Genomic DNA, 25,865 nt, shown 5'->3' with positions numbered 1-25,865 from the left:
ATCTAAACCTCTATTAAGGCTATAACTGATCCTGGCGATACCTTATCTCCTTCTCTTACCAAAACTTTAATTACCTTACCATTGTACTGGGATAAAATCTTTAATATTGCCTTCTCGATCTCAACCTCAGCTATAACATCTCCTACCTTAATCTCACTTCCTTCTTTTATGTATAATGAGACTATTTCCCCTCCCCAATCCCTTCTTCTAGGCCATATATCTTCTGGGATCTTTAACTCGGCTTGCACAAACTATAAATTGATAATGGAAAATAAAAAGCATAGTGAAGCTTAGGGTATTATTAACGGAATATCCCAATGACCCCTATTTGAATGTTGCAATGGACGAAGCGCTTTTATTACACAGTAAATACGTCCCTATTTTAAGAATATGGAGAAACGAGAAGAGTGTAGTTTTAGGAATATTGTCAAGTATAAGTGATGAGGTTAATTTAGAAATGATTAAGAAATACGATGTGAAATTGGCTAGGAGGATTAGCGGTGGAGGGTCTGTCTTTCACGATATGGGGAACATAAACTATACTTTCATAACAAGCGGTCAAGGTGGCATAGATTATCTTTACGGTTATTTGCTAAGAGGTACGATTAGCGCAATAGAGAATTTGGTAAATGATAGAGTTGAGGTTTATAACGAAACTGATATTGCATTTAAGGGTTACAAGATTTCTGGCAATGCTGGATATATAAATGAGGATAAGTATCTTTTACACGGCACTCTTCTCGTTTCATCTAATTTGGATATATTGCATAAGGTACTAATAATACCTCCTAAAAATTACAGAAAAAAAGATATTAACATGATAAAGTATCGAGTAAGCAATCTCTCAAACTTGGTAAAAGGCGATATAACCTATGATGAAGCGATTGAGGCTTTCATAAGAGGTTTCTCGTCACTCTTACGTTGCGATGACTATTTTTTCGACGATATAAGTGATGAGGAATTGAAGCTTGCAATGAGGCTGGCTAACGAAAAGTACTCAAAAAAAGAGTTCATTTATAAACGTTAACATCTCAACTTCTTTGCAACTTCTGCAACTCTTTTGCCTAAGAACTTAGCTATATTGATCTCATTTTCATCTAACTCCTTCTTATTTCCCAAGTGCGATGCTCCATACGGACTTCCTCCAGTCATAGTACTTGAGACTTCCTTTATTCCATATCCTACTGGAACTATTATCATTCCATGGTGATAAGCGTAATTCGCCATTGCCAATATTGTACTTTCGTGCCCTCCATGCATTGTTGATGCTTCAGTGAAGAATCCCACTGGTTTTCCGTACAATGACCCTTTTATCCACAATTCAGCAGTTTGGTCTAGAAAGAGTTTTAATTGGCCAGTCATATTTCCATATCTTGTTGGAGATCCCATTACAATTCCATCAGCCCATTCAAGATCAGATAATGTAGCCTCCGGTATATCCTTAACAGTATCAATAGGAATTCTAAACTTGTTAACTATTTCTTGTGGAAAATATTCTTTTACTCTAGCCAACTTAACTTCTTTTGTTATTTCCTTTGCTCCTTCTGCTACGTTTTTAGCTAAATCTACTATCGAACCATATCCATAGAATAGGACAAGGATTTTAGGGCACTCCATAAGGTAAAAATTTCATGACAACTAAAAAAGTCAACTAAACTAGGGGCAAAAAATATCGGTTTAAGGAAAATTAGTCAAAAAAGTTATTTAGAAACCTTTTGCCCCTTAATCTCCAATACTCCGCCGTTGCCAACAGTTTCAGATAAACCGTAAAGTTTATATTATTTTGCCACAAACTCTTATACAATGCTAAGACCTAAGGAAGCATGCCAAAGACTAGGAATATCCTATGCAACACTTAGAGAATACGTTAAGAAAGGATACATAAAACCAGTTATACTACAGAGCGGAAAATGGAGGTTCAGAGAAGAGGACGTAGAGAGGCTAATGGGAATTATTAGAAAGAGAAAAGTGATATTATACGCTAGAGTATCATCTTCCACACAAAAAGACGAACTAGTAAACCAAGTGAAGTATCTAGAGGAACAAGTCAAAGAATACGACCTCGTAATTACTGACATAGGTTCCGGGTTAAACATGAAGAGAAAGGGGTTCTTGAAGTTGTTGAGAATGATATTAAATAACGAAGTATCACGCGTAGTTGTTGCTTACCCAGATAGGCTAGTCAGATTCGGTTTCGAAATCCTGGAGGAGACTTGTAAAGCACATGGTTGTGAAATAGTAGTACTAAACCAAGAGGACAAAGAGGAAGAACTGGTTGAAGACTTAGTCTCAATACTAGTCTCATTCAGTGGGAAACTCTATGGCATGAGGAGTCATAAATACGAAAAGGTGAAGAAATGTGCTGAAGAACTTAAGAATTAGAAAATTTGAACCGGAAGAGGAATACGTGTACTTCACGTACTCCATCAAGAACGACAAGAGGGAGAAGAGCAAAGAGTTAATTAAAGAATACGGAACACTACTACAGAAAGCAATTGACTACTTGTGGAGTTTAACGAAAATACAAGTAAGAAAGAACGGTAATTACAAGATAACACTACCGAAGAAGAAGGAGGTGTATAAACCACTTAGGGAAGAGTTGGAGAAGATCAATCACCTCGCGTCACACTACGTCGATAAGGCAATTAATGACGCATTCTCGATCTTGAAGTCGTGGAGGAAAAGGGCTATAAAGGGGAGAGCTTCGATTGAAAAACCAGGGGTGAAGAATGCTTACGTTAGGATAAAGACGACTCTGAGGAAGGTTGTGGGGGAAAGCGTTAGAATAACTGTAAGACCTTATGAGTACATCACCTTCTCGTGGAGTAACTTGTGGTTCTCAAGAAGGGTTAGGGAGTTGGAACTTGGTGAACCGATAATTAAGGAGGAGAAAGTGTATTTGCCATTTCGTTACAAGTTACCTTGGGCAACACCATTAAACTTCTTGGCCATTGACTCCAACTTATACACGTTAGACGCTTACGACGGAGAGAAGTTCATTACAATCTCACTAAAGCAGTTGTACTCCCTTAAGTACTCCATGGAGGTGAAGAGGGCTAAGGTGCAATCATTTGCATCAAAGCACACGAAGAGGGGGAGAGAGTTGTTAAGGAAGTATTCGCATAGGGAGAGGAATCGCGTTCTGGACTTCGTTCGTAAATTTGTAAATGCGTTACTAGACCTATATCCCATGACGTTTTTCGCTGTGGAAAAGCTTAGCAAAGAGAGTATGTTTAAGGATGCTAATGGCTCTCTTTCGAGGAAGATTTCTAGGACTGTTTGGGGGAGTATACATAGAGTGTTGAAGTACAAGGCTCCGCTTTACGGTTCTTTCGTTAAGGAAGTGAACCCACACTTTACATCTAGGTCTTGCCCCAGATGTGGGTTTGTATCCCGAAAGGTTGGTAAGACCTTTGAGTGTGAGAGGTGTGGGTTCAAGTTGGATAGGCAATTGAACGCGTCACTGAATATTTATCTCAAGATGTGCGGATTCCCTCACATCCGTGATATTCCGCGGGTGTGGGTTGGGGTTATTCCGCTAATGGGGCGGAGAGGGATGAACGGGTTTCCCCGTGACTTTGGTGAAGCCCAAGGGCTGAGGATTGATATTAAATATCATGAAATCCCATGAAGCCCAAACCCCTATAATACTTAGTATTGAAAGTATACACTACTGTTTCCAGAAATTTGTTACACTTTATAATTCATTAATAAGTTTCTTATAAATAGTGATAACAAGGAATCAATTAATCAAGTTGATAAGCTTTATGTATTCATTAAGGCCAATACAATGGAATTATTTTTAATAATATTTTATAAAATAATACTAGACTATAGACTTACTGGAAGTAGTAACGGAGCAAATAGACCTAGTATACCTCCGCTAACCATGTACTTCCAGTTGTTCTTATATACACCATATATTGTAGTTAGAGAGCCGATGAGTCCTATTATTCCCATACCTACTACTGCATCTCCAGTTATGAGCAATATTTTTACTAAATGATTAATTAGTGGCTCTCTTGTAGTTATACTCACTAAACTAGCTATTAGAGCAATAATACCACCTATACCACTTAGTATTCTTCCTATCATTTTTTATCACCTATATTTCTATAACACTATTAATAGCTTAAAATTTTACTCTATTTTTCTATGTAATAACAGATGTCGTCTACAGAATGCTAAATATTAAAAATAATATATTCGATTTTAAAAATATAAAGCTTACTCCAAAGAATGAGGAAGCCAAATTGTCAAGCTCATTTACCGTCTAATCATCTTTCAGATAATTTGACATTAGAATCATAAAAACCTATAACATAAGCGTCAGTGGTGTTTCACCAAATTATTTCATTTGAAAGATATAATATTAGCACTTTCAAAAAGAGATTGATATAGAGAAAAACAATAAAATTATTATGAAACATAACATGTTAAAATAATTTGCAAAAAATATAGCGTACAATTCTAATAATAAGAGGAGAATTCTGAATTTTTCTCACGTGGTGAAAACGACGTGCATAGTCTCCTCTGAACACCGAGAAAGTTAGAGAAGCTTGACGAATGAATCGAAGGACAAAACCTTCTTACACGTGGACTTGAAGTTAAAGAGAAGATGATTCACTAGATTCCACGCAGAATCCAGAACCGTATAATAGAGGAACAAGAAGATCTTATTACTCAACTTCCTAACATACCTTATCCTTGCCTTCCTAACCTTAAAACCCTCCTCAACCTGCCACCTCAACCTATAGAGTTCAGCCAGTTCATAGGGATCTCCCTCGAAGTTCGTTACGAACATGAAGTGCCTCGGCTTTCCCTTAACGTAAACCACATCGTAATAATAAAGCCCTTCAAATTCCAAGACCCTATACGCAACGTAAACCTTGTCCTTAACCTCGTATCTCTTCTCAACTAATGGAACGTTAGATAGTTCCTTGAATCCCTTCAAGTTCGACTTTCCTCTCACAATGGTCTTCACGGGCATTTCCTTGATGACCCCTAGGTTCAAGAATCCGGCGTCAGCTACAACGTAATCTATTTCCATGTATTGGCTTACTTCCCTCACGCTCCTGAGTAGGAACTGTGATGGACTGTCGCTTCTCAAATCTGCTACCTCCACTAGGAGGGGTAACCTTAAGGGATATACGAGGTCCAAGGATCTCATCTTTATTCCTTTTCTCTTCCAGTTGTAGAGTAGAAAGCCCTCTGCTTTTTCTTGTTCCTTTTCTCCCACGGTTAATCCGGTCTCATCTACAGCGACTACGTTGGTCTCTCCCTTTACTTCTCTGTAGATTGGGTAGAACTTGAAGGTTCTCTGACCTTTACTAATTACTTTCTCGCCTTGTCTTACTACCTTCAAGTAGTATTTTCCTCTGTTTCCGGTTAGCAAGGATGGTGCTGCTTTCACTATTTCCGGGTCTAGATCTTGAGAGATAACGTTAATATTGTTTGTTGCTAAAGTTATAGCGAGGGACTTCAGCTCCGTTTTGGATACTTGTATGGTTTGCATAACGGAGTTATGGAGTCCCTCGCTTTAACCTTTTCTTGTTCATCTCGTCCTTCCACCTACTTTCCTCTATTGATAATACTAGACAAATGGTATTACTCTTTATATATAAACTCGTTTTCTGTTAGTTTCTTCAACAAATATGAAAATTTTTTGCTTCTTGTGTTGAAATAAGCCGATTTTCTAACTTCGCTCTGATATTTTTCTCTTCCATAGAAATTGTATCATTTTGAGTAAAATTGGTGAAACACCACTGCATAAGCGTTTATTTCAATACATTTATACACATAACATTTATAAGCTAACTCAATTATTCTCTTTAAATTTGTTGGACATTTTGAATAAATCTAAAAGATTTAAAAAAGAATGTATACCCGAAGGGCTCTAAATACTATATACTTATATCTTACTTCAATACAAAAGTATATACTTTAACACGTGTTGCTTATAGTCAAATATATCCATAATTATAAATGGTGATAAAATGGCTTTATTCATAGATCCGTTAACAAGTCAACTCATAGCTATGGCAGTTAGCTTCTTAGTATTAGCTTATGCGTTATTTAAGACCTATAGAGTCCACAGTACAGTAGTCGACTATAGGAACGCCATGAAGAGCGCATATATGCCACTCCTAGCATTAGGAATATTTATGACAATTACTGGAATTTACGGACTGTTAGTATGGCCATTGATTAGTAGCTACAACATATTATTTTACGACTTATACCCAATTTTAGGAATTGGATTAATGAGCATTGCAGTTAGTGTAAAAAATGACTATAAGCTGGAAGTTTTAGGTTTTATGGGATTATTGTACGGACTAGTTACTATATACTATGGAGTGACTGGTTATTTATACAATATGACCCTTGAACCAATAGCATTATTAGCACTTTACGCATTAACAGGTTTATCTTCCATCTTCTTTTATCCAGTTGCCGTATTTCTTGATAACGTTAAGGTCAGCAAGGTATTCCTAATAATTGATGCAGTACTATTGATCCTCGCAGCACTTATGGCAGGATATATAGGTTTAGAGGCAGTGCCTAGCCACCTAGCTGGATTCGCTAAATGGACTCCGTTTGTATAAATACATTCCTCTTTTTTAAAGTAATTATTTCTTATTATTTCATATTTTTATATCCTTAAAGAAGTTATAGAAGAGAATTGTCGCAACTAGATACAACGATCCCGTTATAAAGAAGGGTACATTTAAGTTCCCAATATAAAATAAATAACCTGTCAGATTGGGTCCTAAAGATCGGGGAATTGCATCAAGGAGCTGAAGCATACTATTTACCCTACTCCTTTCCTCTTCTTTCACAACTTTGAAAACTAAGCTATTCATCAATGGCCCAGTCGAATTCATTAATACGTTTCTCATTACGTAAATTACTCCAGCAATAAATAAGGAAGTGGAAAATGGCATTATAAATAGGAGGGCTATTGCGGCAAAATGCGTTATTACTATTGCTCTTATTCTACCCAATGTTTTAGCTAAAAACGGCGAGGTTAAGGTACCCAATGCTAAGGTTATCTCTGATATTGCATATATTGGAGAAAGCGATGAAGCTGTGGCGTGAAACCTTAAGTTGAACCATAAAGATAGCATAGGTAACAAGACCCCTGCTCCCAATCCTATTATTGCCTCGGTTGAGAGTTTTCCTAACACCTTAAAGGAAGAGATTTTAAGCGTCACTTTCCTTGTTCCCCTATAATTTTCCTTAACTGGAATGAGAAGTAATAACGATAAGAACGTTACGATACTGTCAACTGCTATAATGCTTCTATAGTTTAGCACTATTGGCAGTAAGGAACCTACTACGGAGAAGATTGTATTTAAGGATGACCTATAAGCCATTGCCTTATCCAAATCTCCACTTTTCTCAGCTAGTATTGAGGAGATTAGGCCATAACCTTGGTTTATAAAAAGATATGCATAAGGGGTTATTAGAAGTAGAAGAAAGGAGAGTCCTCCGACACCTCTAGATATGTATACGAATTTCTTCCTTCCGTAAGCGTCTCCCAATACTGCCCAGAATAAGGATAATAACGTATTAACTATTATAGCGCTTCCCAATATTACTCCTATTGTTAAGGGATTTAGACCAAGCGATTTCAGATATAACGCCATTATAACCGTGTTAGCTCCCCAAACTATTCCACCTACGGAGGAAGCTAACACTAATAAAAAATCCTCACTTTTCATACTATGATAAACGCTTACGCTCTTAAAAAGTTGCTAGAAATATAAGTATCGTCATCTATCAAAACAAAACATACTAAAGAATGACTCATTAGTTAAGAGATTAGCTGTAATATTTAAATAGTTATGTGTAAAGTATAAACATATGCAAGGTGAAAGAGTAGTAATATTAGGAGGAGGATTTGCAGGTATTGCGGCTAAGTTAGTATATCCTAATGCAATACTCGTTGACGAAAAGGACTTCATGGTAGTTACTCCAAGGCTGGTAGAGGTTATAGAGAAGAACCTTCCTTTATCATACGCCTTAATTCATAGGAAAGTTGACGTTAAGGCTAAGATTTTAAAGGTTGACTTTAAGGAGAAGAAGGTAATAACGACTAATGGTGAAATCAAGTTCGATAAATTAATAATTGCCTTAGGTTATGAGCAAGATTTAAGTAAGATAAAGGGAGCTGAAAATTACGGTATAGGATTTACTTTGGAAAATATAGAAAAGATTAAGTCATTTAAAGAGGGTTCCGTAGTTACAATTCTCGGAGGAGGAGCGTTAGGAGTCGAGTTGGCTGGAGCGTTGAGGAAGAGGGGTCATATTGTAAATTTAGTTGAGGCAGAAAGTAGACTATTACCCTATCTGGTCTCCGATTTCTCTAGGGAAGTTCAAAGGGTTTTGGAAAATCAAGGCGTTAACGTAATTTTAAGTGCTAAGGTAGAGGAAGTAAATCAGAATGAGGTAGTTACCACGCAAGGAAGAATAAGGAGTGATTATGTAATCTTCTCTGCAGGTTTTTCCGGTCCTAAAATAATAAAGGAAATGGCATTATCGAATAAGAACAATAGAATGCTAGTTGACAGATATCTCAGATCAATCGATTATGATTTCGTTTATGGCGCGGGGGATTGTGCTAACTTTAAGGATGGGTTTATTCCACAATCTGCACAAGTTTCCTTACAGGCTGGCGAAGTTGCCATGAATAATGCAATAAAGGATGAGAAAGTAGAGTTTAAACCAGTACAGAGAGCTATAGTGCTCAAGATTGGTGAAGATTATATTGGTTTGATAAAGAACACCGTAATAAGTGGTCCCATAGCGTCATTCATTAAATCCTTTGCTATTAGTTCTTTAGAGGGTAAGGTTAAGAAAGTGAATAGACTTATCCTAGCTGTGTTTACCCGTGGCGTAACTTCTGCTTACTTTTAACCACTTCTAATTCCGCCACGGGCACCCCTCTTGAGGGCTCATACACACTCACCCTCAACTCATTGGGGCTAGTCGAGGGAAACACCACTACCCTCCCATCCGTATTTGTCGCCCCCAATACCTCGTGAGCATAGCCCGTCATCAGTATGGAGTTCATCAATTTATAATGTAGAGGAAATAATATATAAACATAATCATAATAAAGATCATATTGTGAAATGATTAAAAGTATTTAAAAGTTATGCAAATGTGTTACAGTCTAAACTGGGTTATTCTTAATAATCTGTATGTTTTTCCTATTTTAACGTAATTTTGGAACATCGAGTAGCATTTATAGGAAAATCGTTACACTTTTACGTTACGTTAAAAATATATAATAAATCTTTCCTGGTTAGATGAAAAATGTTTATTAATAAGCTATAATATTAAGAAGTACAATGAAAGATATTTATAAACACATGGATAAATATTTTGACTTTTTATGATAAGGGAATTTCCTAAAACTACTAATCGAGTTTCCCAAATAAAAAGAGGGATTTGACTTAATGGGGGTTAAGGGGGCGAAAGTCCCCTTCCGTGAGAGATGGATAGCCCCCTTATAGAAACGTTTTTATAGTTATATGTGAAAATTTTCTTAGACCTCGGCTGTAGGAGCTGGATCGGTACCCTCGGGACTCGGTAGACCCAAAATTATTTTACAAAAAATAATTCTGTTTGAGTAATATTAGATTCTGGAAAAATAATAGAAATTATAGCTTTGTTAGGAACTCAACGACTAAAGAAAGATTTAAGGTGAGGAGATCTATATTACCAAGAAGTGAATTCCAAATGATAATACTCGACTTTCCCCACCTAAATTCAGCAAATAGGGTATAAATTACTTTCCATGATAGACTTTAAGGGAAGAAAGGGAAAAGAACAAGTGAAACCCTCGTCACAGCCGTGGAACGACTCAATCGAGAACAAGTCAAAGATGTTCGAGACCTCAAGCCAAACAGTGAGGAACTACGCCGAGAAAGAAGAAGTAGCTGAGAAATTACTCGAACGAGTGAAGCAACTATCCCTTGAAATGCTAAAAGCAGTGAGGAAAGTAAACATATCAATAGATTGGACCACGATAAGGTGGCAGACCGGTAGAGAGGTTAGGTAGCTCAGAAGATGGATACTCATGGAACTACGCAACTGCAACGACAAAACACAACGGGAAAATACTAGCATTCATCTAACAAGAAAAAGGGATAACAAAAGACGACATAGTCAAGCTACTTATTGAACAGATCTCACCAATGGGTCTAAAAGTAAACGTGATAACACTTGACGCAGGATTCTACTCATTAGACGTGTTGAACTTCATCTCCCATTTCAAGTTGCAGTCCCAGTAGGTACCTTGAAAATCTACGACGATTTCGATGAAGGCGAAGAATAGCAAGAGACATAGGAGGGACGAGCAGGTGAAGTTCAAGTTAATTGTTCAAGGTAGGGATTAGGAGGAAGAATTGAGTACTTCGCTAGGGCCACGAACCTAGATCTACCCAAGGATGTGGTGTTTAGGCTTTACAGCAAGGTGAACCCAATAGAGACTTCCTATAGGAATATCAAGTCGTTTCTCCCGTTCATAAGCTCAACCAAGTTCGCGTTCCGTAAGCTGATCTTCATGATAGCTCTCTACTTCCTTCCACGGTGGCAGAAAATCACGTTACTGCCACAGTCCACTTTGTTAGAGGCGAAGCATGTGGTGCCTCTTCACCACATTCAAGGATGTGAAGAGGGAAGACTTTTACTCATCCTTTTATTACATTAATACCGGAGGATAATTCCATTAAAACAAAGGAAACGCTTAATAATCTTACAGATTTATTTTCAAGGGGGTCATTTTGGGTCTGCCGGTGAGGGTAGTTCGCTGCTGTTAGACATCATTATAGGAATTGAATTGAGGTGTAATTTAGGGAGGATTGGAAGAAACTACTCCTTCTCTATATTGCCCTTTGTCTCATGCGAGATAACGCTTACCGAAATTATTAATGCGCCAAGAATGATCATAGTTACCATTTCCACGAGTGGGAATAATGTTATTGAAGTAAGGTAAAGGACAGTTATGAGAAGTAATGGGACGAAATTTCCAACTAAGAACCCTATATTCCAGCTTAAGGATACCCCAGTGCTTCTAATTTTGGTTGGGAAATTCTCATTTACGTAGCTCATTATCCCACCACCTCCAAATACAGATACGAAGCCCAGAATTGAAACAAAAATGGGAATTAACGACCTTGAAGATAGGGACATTAGTATGAAAACTGGTGAGAGCAAAATTCCAAAAATTCCACCTATCATTGATACCTTCTTTCTGCCAATTTTTTCACTCAATTCACCTCCCATAAATGCCGAAATGATAGCTATTACACTGTATATCAAGGACATGTATCCTATTTCAACTTTTGATAAGTGATTAACGGCGTAAAGAAAATTAGGTAACATGACGTTAACTAACGCATTCATCGAAGCCCAAAGAGCCGTTAACGTTGATGACAATATAAATTGTCTCTTGTATGACGAAATTAACAGCTTAGCAGGTGATTTTACCCTCTCCTTATTTCTCCTAAACCTTAAGGACTCAGGCATTAAGAACCCAAAGGGCAAGATAAGAAGAGAGGTCAAGAACATTATTCTCCATCCTATTTCAATATAGTTATAACTACCTATTACGGTAATTATTATGAAAAACACTATTGACGCTAGAAGGTACGCTGAACCACCAACAGCAAATCCAGATCCTCCAAACCAACCCCTATGTCTTTCCGGCAAATCCTCGACACCTACTACAGTTATCCCAGCTGATAATCCTCCCGTAAAGAAACCTTGTATCACATATAGTATTATTAATAACAAGGGAGAGGGATCTGGTATTAGGGCTACTGCAACTAAAGGCAAAGCTGAGCCTAAACTGGATATTCTGGTAACTAGCTTCCTACCATACCTATCGCTTATTGGTCCCAATACGTAAGCCCCAGGCACTCTCATAACTACGTCTATTAATAGTAAGCCATAAACCCCTAATAGTGAGAGTACGTACGAACCTTTAAATAACGTTTGAGAGATATATGGTGAGTTAAATACTAACAATATCGAATAATTATATACTAGAAATGTATAACTCATGAAATTTAGGAATATTAACTTAATTTCCCTGCTTGATAGTGAGCTCATCTCGTTTAACATTTAACATTTAGCTAAAAAATAATATCGGTCTTCCCTCAGACAATATAGTCTATTAAAAATTCCCGTGTACTCACCATTTGAAATACTGTATTTAGCGATTATAATAGACTCCCTCTCTTACACTATAGGTGCACTACTTTACGGCTCTCCAATACCAGTAAGAGGATTCAAAGAAATGGGTCATAAAATGATAGTTAACTCAATCTACGTAGCAGTATTAGCCAACATCTTTGGCCTCATTCTTTCTATATTGTCACAATTACAAAACATAGTAGGAGCGAATTGGAGTACCTTTTACTTAGATATAGGTCTACTTCAAATCCAAACCGGTGTGGCCATCAATATGGGGAAATTCCTATACGGCATTATAGCGCTAATACTCTACTATTTTAAGGTACCTAGCCAGTTCTACTCCTTGGTAACACCACTTTTACAATACATTTCATTCCTAACAGATATATTAATTCTATTAAACTTCTATATGGATTTAGGTATTTTCATCCAATCGTCTTATATGGTATTAATCGCAATTGGAATACTATTGATGGCTTTGCCATTTCAGATGGGTAAGGGAATTGGAGCCATGTTAATATCCTTTACCATAGTGTTTTATGTGGGGCTCCCACTTTTACCAATACTCATATCCAACAGTTCCCCTCTCCAAAACCAAAACTTCGTCTTACAAGATATTTCACTACAAACTGAAGAGTTCTATGCCCAGATTCCAGCCCTATTTTACTCCTTCATCCTAATTCCATTAACGTACGTGGGAGTACTAGTTGGGTTTTCGGTCGTCTTACAGAGTTTTATAGGAGGTTATGTTGGGAGATTACCAATTCCGGTTGAAATTTGACGGAAAATCTATATAAACAAGTTAATTACCTTTTATTTGTATGTTATTGCAACCAAAAGATGAAGAAGAGAAATTGATCCTCTCAACAGTTGACCAATTAATGGACAAATACAACGAAAGGTATTGGTTGGATAAGGATCAAAAGAGGGAATTCCCTATAGACTTCCTCAATGACTTTATGAAGTTAGGATTGGGATCAATTCTGATACCAGTAGAATATGGTGGAGTGGGGAAAGGAGTCAGACTAGCTTCCTTAATCCTCTATAATATAAATCTAAGAGGTGGTAATTCATATTTCGTACACGGACATTATTATAACACTGCCTTACTATCAAAACATAGCGGTAAGAGGATAATAGAAAAGTACTTCAAGGATCTTGCAAATGGTGCTAAAGTACTATCATTAGCTTTAACTGAGCCACAAGTTGGGTCGGATACGACGAAAATTAAGACAGTTGCTGAAAAAGTTGGGAATAGTTTCTTCATAAAGGGTCACAAGATATTCATTTCTAGGTTAAAGTACACTGACTTTATGATATTAGTAGCAAGAACGACACCCTATGAAAAAGTTGAAAAGAAGACAGATGGGATAACCTTGTTTTTAGTTGATCTAAGAGAGGGAAGGGATGGAATTGAGATGAGGGAAATAAAGACCATGTCAAATACTAATGCTTATGAAGTGTTTATAGATGGTCTCAAAGTGCCAGAGGATAACGTTATAGGAGAGGTCGGAAAGGGTTTCTACTATTTACTTGACCTATTAAATGCGGAAAGGTTTATGATAGCAGCTGAAATGATCGGCAATGCGGAGTGGTTCATAAACAAAGCAGTTGAATACGCAAAGAACAGAGTCGTCTTCGACAAACAAATAGGTAGTTTTCAAGGTGTTCAGTTTCCAATAGCTGAGGTATATGCTAAGTTGGTATCCCTCTCATCTTATTTTAATGAAGGTTTAAGAGTAATAGAAAAGGGGAAAGATACAAAAACTGTTGGAAGTTACGCGAATATATCCAAATACTTAGCTACTGAGATAGCTTGGGAAGCTGGAAATGTCGCAATGGACGTTTACGGAGGTTATGGGTATGCTGTGGAAACTGGAATAGAGAGAAAACTTAGAGAGACCAGATTATATAAGGTAGCCCCAATATCGCAAAACTTAATCCTAGCTTACATTGCTCATCATATACTGGGCCTTCCTAAATCATATTAGCATTATTATCCCCTTTTCAGCAAGTCTATTTATCTCCCCTTCCGAATACCCTAACTCAAGTAAAACCTCTTTAGTATTCTCGCCAAGTCTAGGTGCTTTACTCTTATTTGACGTTATGTTTATGGGGAAATCAATATACTTAACGCCCTCAATCTCATAAACCAACCTATTACCATACTTTTTAAACGCTTGTTCTAGGCTTAATACTGGGGCAACTGGTACATCAGCCTTACTTAATAAATCTACCCAATAATCTCTAGTATTCTTCTCAAAAATTTTCCCCAATTCTTTTATTAAATAATCCCTATTTTCAACCCTCTTCTGTAACGTGTCAAATTTACATAAGTCCTCCCTATTTAACGCCTTACAAAGCTTTAGATATTGCTCATCATTGAATACTGCAACGTATATATAACCATCAACAACCTTAAACGCTTGATAAGGTACTAGGTATCTATGTGCAGAACCCATCCTTTTAGGAACTTTCCCAGTATTTAAATACATATAAGCGTCCTCTAAGGTTAAATAAAATTGAGTATATATCATTGGGACGTCAATAAATGTTGGCCCTCCTTTATTTAAAGCCCATAGTATCATCACAGTTGCAAGTAACCCAGTGGTAATATCTGAAATTGAAGTGGCAAACTTCACCGGATTTTCCTCACCAGTCATGTCCATTAAACCACTTAACGCCAGTATGATAGGATCGTAAGCTGGTCTATCAGCCTCTTCAGTTAAATTACCGAAACCGGTTATTGAACAATAAATTATTTTAGGATTAATCCTCTTGACACTCTCGTAGTCAACCTTAAGCCTCTTTAATGCGGAAGGCCTATAGTTAGTAACTATAACATCTGCAGTTTTAACTAGCCTTTGGAAGATCTCATAACCCTCATCACTCTTCAAGTTAATTACCACACTCTTCTTACCTCTGTTCGTACTCGCAAAATATACACTAATTCCGTTTATTTCAGGCTTAACTCTCCTCCTATCATCACCGTAAGGTGGTGGTTCAACCTTAATTACTTCAGCTCCTAAGTCAGCCAATATGGTACCAACTAAAGGTGCGGAAATGTTACTCCCTAGTTCGATAACCCTAATTTTATCCATATCTTACGTTAGAAAATTAAGGATAAATAAGACTATCTCAAGCAGATTTCGAACATCTCTCCTTTAGAAAATTTATTAGTTTATTTACCTTACTAATACATATGAGTATAGCTGGAAGAATAGAAAGACTACCTTGGACATCCTTTCATACTAGATTATTAGCTATCCTAACCCTGGGAGAATTCTTTGAACTATACGATCTATTTACTGGAGGATTTGTCGCATCACAGATAGCCTCATTCTACAAAGTCTCATCAGCAACTGGAATCTACTATACAGTTGCAATCTTCTTTCTAGGAGCATTCGTAGGTGCAATAATTTTCAATTATATAGGAGATTCAGTAGGTAGAAGGACAGCACTAATAATTAATATGACAATAACCTCTATCGCTCTGTTGCTCATTCCCTTCTCTCCCAATATTCTAACTTTGGGGATATTAAGATTCCTTGCTGGAGTAGGTGTTGGACCAGAAGCAATATTAGTTTTGGATGTTTTAGTAACGGAGTTCTTCCCATCTAACGTTAGAGGTAAGGCGTTAGCAATTGGCTATACCATAGCGTGGACTGCCCCTATCGTTGTTGCAGTTCTAGCTTATTTTCTTCTGCCTCACAAGTATTTTCTGTACGGATGGCAATGGTTATTCATAATAGGAGGGTTAGGGATACTGACAATAATACCATTTAGGTTCCTAATACCAGAATCTCCTAGATGGTTAGAAAGTAAGGGAAGATTGGATGAGGCTGAAAAAACAGTTAGAAAAATGGAGGAGATCGCAATTAAGGAGAAGGGACAATTAGGAGAACCAATACAGGTTCAAGTTATAACTTCACAAAGGGTTAAAATATCTGAACTATTCTCGCCATTGTATAGAAAGAGGACGGTAATGCTTTGGATATTTGAATTCTTACAAGCTGGTGTATATTATGGATTTGCGTCTCTAGCTCCTTCAGTGCTATTTGCGAAAGGTTTCACATTGGTGCATACTCTACAGTACACGATGATAATCTATACTTCATATTTTATAAGTTCTCTCGCATCAATCTTTATCATAGATAGTCAAAAGTTTGATAGAAAATGGCAAGTAAGTATTGTAATGTTACTAATGGGATTGGTGGGATTAGCCTTTGGATTTTCATCCTCTCCTCTGGAGGCAGTAGTAACTGGTTTCACATTCGGTTTCCTATCAAACATATTCTCTAACGCTTTCCATCAATACGGTGCAGAATTATACCCTACGAGAGTAAGGGCTTTTGCAGATGGTGTACAATACTCCTTAAGTAGGTTAGGAAACTACATTTGGTTAACCCTCTTACCAATAGTATTATATAGTAATGGACCAGTTGCAATGTACACTATAGTATTCATTATGGCTCTTATAGTAACTCTAGACGTAGCAATTTTAGGACCTAAGGCATCAAAGATTGAACTTGAAGAATTATCAAAATAAACTTTTTTTTAAAAAAAGTGCAATTTTTATCATATTAAAACATACGTATTGTAACCTTGTTCCGGTATGTAGTATATTTGTGGATATTTAGTGTTACTTTGGCCATTTCCTATAGGCCAGTACCATAGTATTCCCGGGATTGTGGAAGGAGGCGGATAACTTGGATATATAAAATACCAATAACCTATTGCGTACAAATTATTAGAACTCACTATAGTCCTATTGTAATTATAAGTATTGTTATATAACGGACCATCTTTGAACATTATACTCGAAACGTTATAGAAGTTAGTTAAACTCGGCTTATTTTGCAAGGTTACAAAATAAGCTTGAGATATCGTAATGGTTGCTGAGGATGAGCCAAACTTCACTATTGATATATATCCATTAGATTCCCCAACTCCTAATGTAGTAGTGTTAAGCCATTTTTGACTACTCAAATTATAAATTGTAAAATTAACGCTTTGGGACGGCGATAGTTGACTTCCAGGACTTTTGGAGAAGTCTAGTATACTTCCAAGACTAAAGTTAATAAAATACCAATTGTTAGGAGAGAGCGTTAACAGATAAGTTTGGTTTGTGCTAAGTTTATTTCCGGTATTACCTAACGAACTGTAAATTCCAACGTACAACTTATTCCCAATAACCCAAGCTAAAATTGAGAAATTTTTATTATCAGTAGGTGTAATAGTTTCATTAAAAAGATAAGTCTTGGTAGTCGCATTAGAGATAAGCTTAAACCATAATCCAAAGCCCAAACCCTTCTGGTTTGCTACTTGATGCGGAGGTGTAAAATTAGTATTTTTAGAATTCCCAACGTAGTTTCCACTCCCAGATAATACATAAACCCCTACTCCCGCATTTGATGGGTTTAAGTATGTGTAATCTAGTCTATACCACTTTCCTTGATAATAGTACAAGATCCATAGTACGATTATTTGGCTGTTCGAAACTTTAGCTGATAAGATATAACTTCGATTTGAGGTCAAATTGTAAGCATAAACGCCATTAGTTTTTGCAATTAATTGACTTTGTTGGGGTAAATATACATTATTACTAAAAACAAAAGATTTTAATGAAGTATAACCATTAGGGGTAGAAAAGAATATGCTTGCATTTTGGCTATTGCTAGGAAGAGTGTAAAATGGGTTTAACCGGGGTGAAGCAACAAAAGGTATAACAGTAACATATTTAGTAGGTGAGTTAATCCAGAGTAAGTAACTAACATTAAAGTAATTATAACTAGGTGGTAGACCCTTAAACGAAACTTGCGAAACAACTACCTGAACAGTTTTTGAAATACTTATCACATTCTCCTCTTGCAAAAATGTAACACCTTGTACTGAAAGGAATGTTGAATATATTGCGAAAGCAGATAGTGTGATTATAACAGTAGCGATTATTATCAGCAAATTCGTGACAGCACTAGGCATATATAGAATAATAGGCGAGGATTTATATATAACTTTTTCTTAATATACAGAATAGATATGCCTTCAGAGGTTACGGAAGAGTTCATTATAATTATTGCAGTAGTTTTAATAGGATTAGTACTATTTGGTTTCGTAACTTCATATTTCATACCTCATGAGATATTCAGTTTAGCTCAACAGCAAGCTAGCTCCATATCCTCTTCAACAACTGTGTCAGTAGGGCCATTAATATTTAACTCAGGTAGTGCTAGTACAGTAATTGAAGCGTATAATCCAGCAATATCTGGAAACATTACTTTAATAGTCTTCCCAGAACCTTCATATTTACAGCAAGATGTGGGATTAGTAACACCTCAGTCACCTCCACAATTTTCAGTTTATTTATCAAACGAAAAATTAGCCAAAAGCTTTACAATAAGTATTCCAATATACGATGTAAATGGTAGGATAATTTATGATTCTCAAATAACAGCATACACAGTGCCCTTTAATACTCCAGTTACTATAACGGTAAATGGAGTTGGTGGGAGTAATTATATTTTAATTGTCTGGGTGTTATATAACTCAAATGGTTATTGGTTTAGAATAGGGTATACCTTCACGGGGGTGCCTTCAACATGAAGAAAGCATTATCTTCCGCAATATTCTTAATAATAACGCTCATAATTCTCCTCTCCGTATTAATACCAGCATTATTAATATTTAACTCAACTCCAATATACTCAAGTCAAGGGCAGATTGCCGGTACTGGTTATCAACAACTTCAGAAGAATGAGCAAAATCAAGTATTTAGAGGAAATCCCAACATATATTATAATTCCTCTATTCATCCTTATCTGGAATTTCTATATAACTCAATACCATATCCACTTAACATAACACAAATATACTATTTCAACGGTAGTATATGGGTTCCAGTTCTCAAAAATTCAATAGTAGTAGCTGGAAACCAGAACATTTATTTGCCACGTGTTGCATTCAACCAGCCTATCATAATAGTGTCTTCTCAAGCCAACTTCTATTTCCTAAATCCAAACACTTCAGTTACCACAGTTACCATATCGGGACCTTCGGGTAAGATACCGGTTTACGTTACCGCATTTGTAATAAATGGAAGCAAAGTAATTCCAGTAAGCGTCCAAGTGATTTTAGGGGCAAACCCGTCACTCTTAACTCCACAAGTCTATTATCTAAATCCTGGTACGTATTCGATTAGTGACAAGAACGGTTCTACCATATTCTTACAAGGTTATGGGTTGACCGCTACATTCCAGAACTGGACCCTAGTAGGATATGGGAATCTGAATTCGCCTTCTCAACTTTCTACCGCTTTTACCGTAACCGGACCCCTAGTTTTGACTGCGATATATAAGGCGCAGTTACAGAAATTTAATGTATTAATAAATACTAATGGTTTACCACTAGGAAGCACTATAAATCAGAATAATAATCAAGTTACCTTAACCTCACTTAATAAAACAATACCAGTGTTAATAGATAGTAAACAATACTATATAGGCTCTAATGGGATAAAATTACAATTAACTTATGGCTATCATATAATACAATTCCCATCATATTACAATATAACATTTAACTATACCTCAAGTGCCTACCAAAGCGCTTATAATGCAGTACCAATTAAGAATGGTTTATCCAAACAGAATAATGGAGAAGTGACGATACAAGGTGGTCAAATAAATTGTTATCAACTCCAAGGTTTATCAACAAACACTAGTAAAATAAGTGTAATAAACTCCTATACAGTTTTCGTTAATGGTAGTGGAAAAATAACAGCTAATTATAATAATAATTCGATATACTATTTAGTGATTGCGATGAATTATTTTCAATTTCCGAACGGGGTATGGGCTACATATAACAATACGCCAGTTAATGGGAGCATAGCAAGACAATTATTACAAGTTCAAATAGGAACCGATCAGCAAATAGTATTAGGTAATCCTCAGAATTATATACCAGAGAAAATCTACTTTAAAGCTGGTACGAATTTATTGATCACATTAGATTATTTAAATGAGATGAATGGTACGTTTCAATTTGGTCAAATTAACGCGAGCTATCTTCTTTCTTACCCAACAAACGTAACATTATACAACCTAACATTATACAACCTATATACTCCTTATAACTATTCTCCTAAGCCTTATGAAGGTAACTATGGGATAATATATATTAACTCACCCACAATACTGATAAATTATCAGCAGTGGGAATACTATGGAGAACCTTACCAAGATGGGGGGTAATGATAATGAATAAGGGATTATCGAATGTGATTTCAGTAATAATTTTAATATTTATAATATTGTTGGTTCTAGTCCCCATGTTATATTACTTGGAATATTCATCACAATATAATGCTGTCACTCAGTCGGTTGTTAACAATTACGTCTATCTAAAAAACCTTCAAATATCTCAAGTAACTACTGGTCACCCTTCCCTTTATTATAATGGTAGTTCTATTTTCCTAATATACTCAAATGGTACTTTTGTACCTCCTTCGAATTTGACTATAGTTTCTATCCTCTATCTTAACTCTAATGGAATATGGGTAAACGTAACCTCAATTAAGTATCCTTTAGTAGTATCTCAAGGGCAGCTCATAAATTTGCCAAGCTATACTTCTGGTAAACCTATAATTATAGTAACTTCTTTAGGTAACATATTCTTCCTACAACCTGGATCGTCAATAGGACCATTTGCTACAGCAAGTAAAGGTGGAGTTGAAATATTAGCACAAATCTATACTAAAAACGGTCCATTATCGGTTTCAGCTAATATTACATCTAATATTTACGGGTCACTTAAGAATTATACTACTCCAGTTGCTTTTCCTAATCAAACTGGCACTTTTACTGTGAAAGCCCCACAATACGTTTACTATCAAAACAGTAAGGGTCAAATAGTAACTGGAGTATTTTATAACTGGATAAAATTGGGTTCAGGTACTCTTAATTCCACAACAACTCAAGGAGTTAAAGTGACCTTACAAGGTCAACCCCTTGTGCTAATAGCCAATTATAGTGTGATAACAACCACGGTTAACCTTAAAATTTGTACTAATGATCCTAACGTTCCAATTACTGTAAATATAGATGGAAGCAACTACACTATTACAAGAAGTTATACTGTTCAAGTTCCTGCAGGCTATGTAAACATTACGTTATATACATTACAGTTTAATGATACAACTCAGCAACAGCAAGGAATAATAAAGCACTATATTTACTCAAACTCTACTTATAATGGAAATGTCTATACTGCAAGATCATTTATACTATTTATACCTCCCTCAAGTTCGCAAACTCCTGTAGTTTATATAAAATATTATAACAATTATAATTATTACGAGATTTATATTTATGGTTATAAGTTACCAGGAAGTGTAAATTTAATCTTAAATGACACAGTATACAATTATAATAAATATTATTGGATAATAGGCGGAAACTATAGTTTTTCTCCCACTGGTATAGTAAATATACCCTATTCTTATGGTGCACAAACAGTAACATTCCAGTACTCTAATGGAACTTACTTTGAATACATATTTCCAAATATTCCTTCTTATGTCATAATAAATCAACCAATGAATATAGAAGTTTACTACGATATAATAATATATTGGACATCCTTGTCGTAGTGAGTAATCATGAGAAAGGCTCAGTCTGAATATATTGGTTTTATAATCGCTATAATAATAATAGTATTAATAGTCATTCCCTTATTTTATATACTTAGTAATTACTCTGTACCTTCAGCCAAACAATTAGACTATGTTCAAGTTCTAAAGAATCAGATAAATGGTGGTGGAATTCTAATATTCTTCAACTCTACTTATCCAAAAAGTTCTTCAAGTTCAGTTTGGGCTAATTCTACTCTCATTGTACTGAAGGGTAATGCTAACTATACGTTAACTGGTGTTTATTACATGAAGGGTGGTGTGATTTATAATATTACTTCTAAAGTAATACCTTTCATAATAGCTAATGGGCAAGCAAATCCTATTAATGGGAACCTTCCACAGCCCCTAATTTACAATTTCTCATTACCAGGATACGTATGGGACTATCCTGTTGTCCTCCAAATTAGTGGTTATAACGTTACAGTGTTTGCTCAAGTTTACCCTAACGAAACAGCCTTCACTAGCTAGACCACTTTGCACCTCTTTTCCTCACCATAAATACTCTATCAAACTCTATGAGTTTCTCTCCTTTTTGGTTATATCCATACGATCTTATCTTGACTATCCCGAAACCTGGTCTACTCTTAGATTCCCTAACCTTAATGACCTCAGCCTCAGCGTAAATTGTGTCACCAGAAAATACTGGGTGGAGGAATTTAACGTTCTCTATTCCCAGCATAAACCCATTTTGGCTTGTCTGCTCAACTAATAGTCCAGCTACAATTGTGAGGGTTAGGAAGCCATTCACAACTAGCCTACCGTTAAAAGGTTCACCCGGAAAATACTTTTCTGTGTAGTCCTTGTTAAAGTGAATTTGGTTAGAATTATTTGTTAAAAGTGTAAACCAAATATTATCAACATCTGTTATTGTTCTCCCAACTTTGCTTTTGAATTTTTGACCAACTTTGAAATCCTCAAAGAATGGTCCACTCTCTTCTTGGCTCATAATTATAAGAACTAATTTAAGCTTTTAAGTATTTTAAGGGAGAGAGAAAGATGATTTCACAGTGAAAATTCCTCAGATTAGGTTTGTTAGAAGCGTAGCATATAGAGTTTTAGCCACTTAGGGGCTGAATCCTTTTCATGTTAACATAGATCTTTTTATATTCATTTTTCTCATTATTTTTCAGTAATTCTAATTCTACGTCAGTATGGGAATCTCATTTTTTGCGTAAAAAACGAGATGAATGAAATACAGAAAAAGTTGAGAGGATGAGAATTTCTGTAGAAAAGTTTGTATATACGAGGGCGGACTTGAACATATGAAACATGAGAATACAACTAAACCGGCGAAGTTCAACCGGGACTTCGCCAGGTCCGCCCTCAAGATAATTTACTCGGTCCTCACTAAAATACTTTTCCCTGAGGAACTCCTCAGTGCCTTGCTTAAGGCAAGTGGGAGCTACTTGAGCAGGTTGGGAAAAGATGGGAGAAGAGCGTTGAGAAAGTTGAACGCGGTTCAAGTTGAGGACGTGAGGGATGCGTTGAGGAAGATGGGGAGGATGACGTTAAGGGGAGTCAGGGACAGGAGGGTAGCAGTGGACTTCCATGCCATACCTCAATACCACGCTGACAAGAGTTTCTTGAGTAGGATAAAGCCAACTAAGGGGACGTCGTGGGGACTGGTTCAAGCTGCGATCTTCCTCCTGGGGAGGACGAGGAGCTTCTTGGACGTGATCCCAGTGACCGTGAAGAACGTAGCTGAAGGTTTCAAGGCGGTGATGGAGGTAATCGTGAAGGAGTTGGAGGAGGACAAGCTGAGGCTCGTCATGGTCTTCGCGGACAGGGAGTTCGCAGTGAACGAAGTGATTAGGTTCCTCTTGGAGTTGGGCTTGGACTTCGTCATATCTGCCAAGGCCCAGATGTACAAGAAGTACAAGGGGATGTTGCAGGATGTGGATGTGAGTTTTGGCGGAGTTAGATATACTGGATTTCTCTGCGTGAGACATGGGAGTGGAGCTTATCTCATTATTCTGAGGAAGGAAGACGGCAAGATTATTGCCTTCCTCGTGAGGAGGGAGATGGATCTTTATGATGCCATAGTCCTTGCCGAGATGTATAGGGAGAGGTGGGGGATTGAGAATGCTTTTCGCTCTCTTGAGGAGTTTAGGGTCAGGACTAGGACTTGTGACGTGAGGAAGGAACTGGTTCTCGTTCTGCTTTCCTATCTTCTCTTGAATGTCTGGTTCTTGATCCGTTCTTGGAGGAAGGTTAAGTTGTGGGAGTTCTCGGTCTCCCTCTCGAATCTCCTCGATCGGTAGTATTTTGGAAAAGTTCTTAGACTATGATCTAGTGGTATATCCTTTGTCTAAAGCTATAAACTTTCTGAAAGCACTAGGGAGGTAAGAGTGGAACAAGGACGCGCGTTCCGTGAAGTGAAGACGCCATTCCCCTAGACTCCAGCTAACCCTATGCACCTCCTTCCAGCTACGTGAAATTAATTCCTAATATTTATATTCTGCTATTGAAAACTGACTTATTAACTGTCATTTTCATAAAATATATGCAGTTATATTTGAATAAAACTGGTACGGTTCAATCTTACATATATTATCATTTATATCAGAAAAATGAGATTCCCATACTGACGTGGGCGATTCCAAAAAGGGTTGGATGAGGTTAAGCATTTATGTGAGCCCTGTGCCGTTGGACTCGAAGGAGTTCCTGATCCAGTAAGGGTGGTTGAGGACTAAGTCCCTACACTTGATTACGAATAGATATAAAATAAGTGAAATGATAGTGTAGGGATAAACTGGCTTATAGAGTTCTCCAGAATATTCAAGGGTAGTCGAGAATCTAAATTGGTGGTGATTCAGCCCTCCTTTGTCAATTGTAATTTGTGAATAATGTAGATATAAAAATGTTAATATTGGTAAATACGTGTTTCTGCTAGTCAGTAGTTTTCATTAAGTCAAATTCGTAGTAAACTTTGAAAATAAAGTGAGTTCGCAATGAATAATTGAATCATTCCTAAATTGTATAATCATACATTAGTAGAAACGAGTATGATTGTAGTTCACTAGGAAAACACATTAACAAGGCATTTCTTGCTAAATGGTTATATAGCACCTCATAATATATAGAGGTATGGAAAGTGAGGTTAGAAAACTACTGGATAAGGCTGAAAAGTTAGTGGACGAATGTGTTAATTGTTCATCTGAGGATTGTGATGAGTGTGAAGATGCAGAAGAACTTTTGAACGAAATAACAGATAAGATTCAATCAATACAGGAGAAAAAGGTGGCTAGGAAGTTAAGTGTGTTTTTAGATGATTTGAAAAATAAGTTGGAAAGTAAGCTGGGTTAACTTATGGCAATATGTCCATGGTTAGGAAAGGATTCTTTACTTTCTCATATCCTAATACTGTAAATGGACCGTGCCCTGGGTAAACTATTATCTCATCTGGTAATTTCTTCAGTTTTTCTAAACTTTCTCTCAGTAATTTTTCAGATCCACCTAAGTCAGTCCTACCAACAGTTCCGTAAAATAACGTATCCCCGGTGAATATGTATCCATTTGCTATAATGCAGATACTTCCCATGGTATGACCTGGAGTTTCAATAATTTTCAACTTTTCCCCTCCTAGTTCTATTTCATCACCTTCCTTTACAAAACCGTCAGGTTTAGTCACATCTGAAATTAATAGGTTAAGGAAAGACTGTGCCATACTACTAGCCCTCTTTAGTAATCCTAAGTCCTTTTCGTTAATTAGGAAAGTTGATGAAGGGAAGTCCCTCTTTATTTGGTTCACTCCCATGATGTGGTCAAAGTGACCATGCGTTGCTATTATATACCTTATGTTGATTTTCTCTTTTCTCACTGTTTGTATTAGTTCGCTCATATCTCCTCCAGCGTCTATTATTACCCCTTCCTTTCCCGCAATTACTAGGTAAGAGTTTGTTGCAAGTGGTCCAGTAATGAAATTTTTAACAATCATTATATATAATCTTACACACGTTAGGATAAA

At 36.6% G+C, this 25,865-nt stretch carries 23 protein-coding genes and 3 pseudogenes; 15 read left to right on the top strand and 11 right to left on the bottom strand.

Going from position 1 to position 25,865, the window contains the following annotated elements; genetic code table 11:
* Positions 1-2: 2 nt before the first annotated feature.
* Positions 3-248, bottom strand: coding sequence for a biotin/lipoyl-containing protein (locus SSOP1_RS15570; RefSeq protein WP_009989966.1), 246 nt, complete (start codon positions 246-248; stop codon positions 3-5).
* 35 nt (positions 249-283) lie between these two features.
* On the opposite strand from SSOP1_RS15570, the gene SSOP1_RS15565 reads away from it, so the two are divergent.
* On the top strand, positions 284-1,027 hold the full coding sequence (locus SSOP1_RS15565) for a lipoate--protein ligase family protein (protein WP_009989964.1): 744 nt from the start codon (positions 284-286) through the stop codon (positions 1,025-1,027).
* Here SSOP1_RS15565 and wrbA read toward each other — a convergent pair.
* On the bottom strand, positions 1,024-1,617 hold the full coding sequence (wrbA, locus tag SSOP1_RS15560; RefSeq protein ID WP_009989963.1) for an NAD(P)H:quinone oxidoreductase: 594 nt from the start codon (positions 1,615-1,617) through the stop codon (positions 1,024-1,026). The genes SSOP1_RS15565 and wrbA overlap by 4 nt on opposite strands.
* A 186-nt stretch (positions 1,618-1,803) precedes the next feature.
* Here wrbA and SSOP1_RS15555 point away from each other — a divergent pair, with 186 nt between their 5' ends.
* Both SSOP1_RS15555 and SSOP1_RS15550 read left to right on the top strand, forming a co-directional pair.
* The gene (locus SSOP1_RS15555) at positions 1,804-2,382 is read left to right on the top strand and encodes an IS607 family transposase (RefSeq protein WP_063492891.1); all 579 of its coding nucleotides are present in this window, start codon (positions 1,804-1,806) and stop codon (positions 2,380-2,382) included.
* Positions 2,360-3,631, top strand: a complete 1,272-nt coding sequence (locus SSOP1_RS15550; protein WP_010924148.1) for an RNA-guided endonuclease InsQ/TnpB family protein — start codon at positions 2,360-2,362, stop codon at positions 3,629-3,631. The genes SSOP1_RS15555 and SSOP1_RS15550 overlap by 23 nt, the downstream gene beginning before the upstream one ends.
* Before the next feature lie 200 nt (positions 3,632-3,831).
* Here the strand turns inward: SSOP1_RS15550 and SSOP1_RS15545 are convergent, their stop codons facing one another.
* Both SSOP1_RS15545 and SSOP1_RS15540 read right to left on the bottom strand, forming a co-directional pair.
* Complete coding sequence (locus tag SSOP1_RS15545; protein WP_009991894.1) at positions 3,832-4,095, bottom strand: hypothetical protein; 264 nt, start codon at positions 4,093-4,095, stop codon at positions 3,832-3,834.
* 454 nt (positions 4,096-4,549) lie between these two features.
* On the bottom strand, positions 4,550-5,515 hold the full coding sequence (locus SSOP1_RS15540; RefSeq protein ID WP_063492890.1) for an ISH3-like element ISC1439A family transposase: 966 nt from the start codon (positions 5,513-5,515) through the stop codon (positions 4,550-4,552).
* Positions 5,516-5,996: 481 nt separating this feature from the next.
* Here SSOP1_RS15540 and SSOP1_RS15535 point away from each other — a divergent pair, with 481 nt between their 5' ends.
* The gene (locus SSOP1_RS15535) at positions 5,997-6,605 is read left to right on the top strand and encodes a DUF981 family protein (RefSeq protein ID WP_009991647.1); all 609 of its coding nucleotides are present in this window, start codon (positions 5,997-5,999) and stop codon (positions 6,603-6,605) included.
* 39 nt (positions 6,606-6,644) lie between these two features.
* Here the strand turns inward: SSOP1_RS15535 and SSOP1_RS15530 are convergent, their stop codons facing one another.
* Entirely contained in the window at positions 6,645-7,724 is a 1,080-nt protein-coding gene (locus tag SSOP1_RS15530) for an MFS transporter (protein WP_009991648.1), read from the bottom strand.
* 142 nt (positions 7,725-7,866) lie between these two features.
* Here SSOP1_RS15530 and SSOP1_RS15525 point away from each other — a divergent pair, with 142 nt between their 5' ends.
* Positions 7,867-8,919: an NAD(P)/FAD-dependent oxidoreductase gene (locus SSOP1_RS15525; protein WP_010924147.1), complete on the top strand. Its 1,053-nt coding sequence runs from the start codon at positions 7,867-7,869 to the stop codon at positions 8,917-8,919.
* On the opposite strand, the pseudogene SSOP1_RS17990 reads toward SSOP1_RS15525, so the two are convergent.
* A pseudogene (locus SSOP1_RS17990) lies at positions 8,888-9,082 on the bottom strand (hypothetical protein); the annotation flags it as partial. The gene SSOP1_RS15525 and the pseudogene SSOP1_RS17990 sit on opposite strands and share 32 nt — an antisense overlap.
* 723 nt (positions 9,083-9,805) lie before the next feature.
* Here SSOP1_RS17990 and SSOP1_RS17790 point away from each other — a divergent pair.
* Positions 9,806-10,809, top strand: a pseudogene (locus SSOP1_RS17790) (DUF4322 domain-containing protein).
* A 72-nt stretch (positions 10,810-10,881) separates the two neighbouring features.
* On the opposite strand, the gene SSOP1_RS15515 reads toward SSOP1_RS17790, so the two are convergent.
* Positions 10,882-12,135, bottom strand: coding sequence for an MFS transporter (locus SSOP1_RS15515; protein WP_010924144.1), 1,254 nt, complete (start codon positions 12,133-12,135; stop codon positions 10,882-10,884).
* 64 nt (positions 12,136-12,199) lie between these two features.
* Here SSOP1_RS15515 and cedE point away from each other — a divergent pair, with 64 nt between their 5' ends.
* The gene (gene cedE, locus SSOP1_RS15510; RefSeq protein ID WP_009990907.1) at positions 12,200-12,988 is read left to right on the top strand and encodes a DNA-translocating protein CedE; all 789 of its coding nucleotides are present in this window, start codon (positions 12,200-12,202) and stop codon (positions 12,986-12,988) included.
* Positions 12,989-13,028: 40 nt separating this feature from the next.
* On the top strand, positions 13,029-14,198 hold the full coding sequence (locus SSOP1_RS15505; protein ID WP_009990908.1) for an acyl-CoA dehydrogenase family protein: 1,170 nt from the start codon (positions 13,029-13,031) through the stop codon (positions 14,196-14,198).
* On the opposite strand, the gene SSOP1_RS15500 is transcribed toward SSOP1_RS15505, so the two are convergent.
* On the bottom strand, positions 14,190-15,308 hold the full coding sequence (locus SSOP1_RS15500; RefSeq protein WP_009990909.1) for a CaiB/BaiF CoA transferase family protein: 1,119 nt from the start codon (positions 15,306-15,308) through the stop codon (positions 14,190-14,192). The two genes, SSOP1_RS15505 and SSOP1_RS15500, sit on opposite strands and share 9 nt — an antisense overlap.
* A gap of 101 nt (positions 15,309-15,409) precedes the next feature.
* Between SSOP1_RS15500 and SSOP1_RS15495 the strand changes: the two genes are divergently transcribed.
* On the top strand, positions 15,410-16,756 hold the full coding sequence (locus SSOP1_RS15495; RefSeq protein WP_009990911.1) for an MFS transporter: 1,347 nt from the start codon (positions 15,410-15,412) through the stop codon (positions 16,754-16,756).
* 29 nt (positions 16,757-16,785) lie between these two features.
* Here SSOP1_RS15495 and SSOP1_RS15490 read toward each other — a convergent pair whose 3' ends face one another.
* Entirely contained in the window at positions 16,786-18,189 is a 1,404-nt protein-coding gene (locus tag SSOP1_RS15490; RefSeq protein WP_009990913.1) for a hypothetical protein, read from the bottom strand.
* A 57-nt stretch (positions 18,190-18,246) separates the two neighbouring features.
* On the opposite strand from SSOP1_RS15490, the gene SSOP1_RS15485 reads away from it, so the two are divergent.
* Genes SSOP1_RS15485 through SSOP1_RS15470 form a run of 4 tightly spaced genes read left to right on the top strand, consistent with a single transcriptional unit; the run spans position 18,247 to position 22,366 of the window.
* Complete coding sequence (locus tag SSOP1_RS15485; RefSeq protein WP_009990915.1) at positions 18,247-18,810, top strand: hypothetical protein; 564 nt, start codon at positions 18,247-18,249, stop codon at positions 18,808-18,810.
* Positions 18,807-20,459 (top strand): hypothetical protein, encoded by a 1,653-nt coding sequence (locus SSOP1_RS15480; RefSeq protein ID WP_009990916.1) that lies wholly within the window; start codon positions 18,807-18,809, stop codon positions 20,457-20,459. The genes SSOP1_RS15485 and SSOP1_RS15480 overlap by 4 nt, the downstream gene beginning before the upstream one ends.
* Positions 20,459-21,856, top strand: a complete 1,398-nt coding sequence (locus SSOP1_RS15475; protein ID WP_009990917.1) for a hypothetical protein — start codon at positions 20,459-20,461, stop codon at positions 21,854-21,856. Before SSOP1_RS15480 ends, SSOP1_RS15475 begins: the two co-directional genes overlap by 1 nt.
* A gap of 9 nt (positions 21,857-21,865) precedes the next feature.
* Positions 21,866-22,366 carry a hypothetical protein gene (locus SSOP1_RS15470; RefSeq protein ID WP_009990918.1) on the top strand — a complete coding sequence of 167 codons (501 nt, stop codon included), beginning with the start codon at positions 21,866-21,868 and terminating at the stop codon, positions 22,364-22,366.
* On the opposite strand, the gene SSOP1_RS15465 is transcribed toward SSOP1_RS15470, so the two are convergent.
* A complete protein-coding gene (locus SSOP1_RS15465; RefSeq protein WP_009990919.1) occupies positions 22,359-22,844 on the bottom strand; it encodes a MaoC family dehydratase in 486 nt (161 codons plus the stop codon). The two genes, SSOP1_RS15470 and SSOP1_RS15465, sit on opposite strands and share 8 nt — an antisense overlap.
* Before the next feature lie 316 nt (positions 22,845-23,160).
* Between SSOP1_RS15465 and SSOP1_RS15460 the strand changes: the two are divergent.
* Both SSOP1_RS15460 and SSOP1_RS15455 read left to right on the top strand, forming a co-directional pair.
* Positions 23,161-24,294 (top strand): annotated as a pseudogene (locus tag SSOP1_RS15460) (ISH3 family transposase).
* Between the two features lie 691 nt (positions 24,295-24,985).
* Positions 24,986-25,204 carry a hypothetical protein gene (locus tag SSOP1_RS15455; protein ID WP_009989960.1) on the top strand — a complete coding sequence of 73 codons (219 nt, stop codon included), beginning with the start codon at positions 24,986-24,988 and terminating at the stop codon, positions 25,202-25,204.
* Position 25,205: 1 nt separating this feature from the next.
* Here SSOP1_RS15455 and SSOP1_RS15450 read toward each other — a convergent pair whose 3' ends face one another.
* The gene (locus SSOP1_RS15450; protein ID WP_009989958.1) at positions 25,206-25,835 is read right to left on the bottom strand and encodes an MBL fold metallo-hydrolase; all 630 of its coding nucleotides are present in this window, start codon (positions 25,833-25,835) and stop codon (positions 25,206-25,208) included.
* Between the last annotated feature and the right edge of the window lie 30 nt (positions 25,836-25,865).

Source organism: Saccharolobus solfataricus (genome assembly GCF_900079115.1).
In the GTDB taxonomy this organism is placed as follows: Archaea; Thermoproteota; Thermoprotei_A; order Sulfolobales; family Sulfolobaceae; genus Saccharolobus; species Saccharolobus solfataricus.
This window is presented reverse-complemented; position numbering and strand designations above follow the sequence as displayed.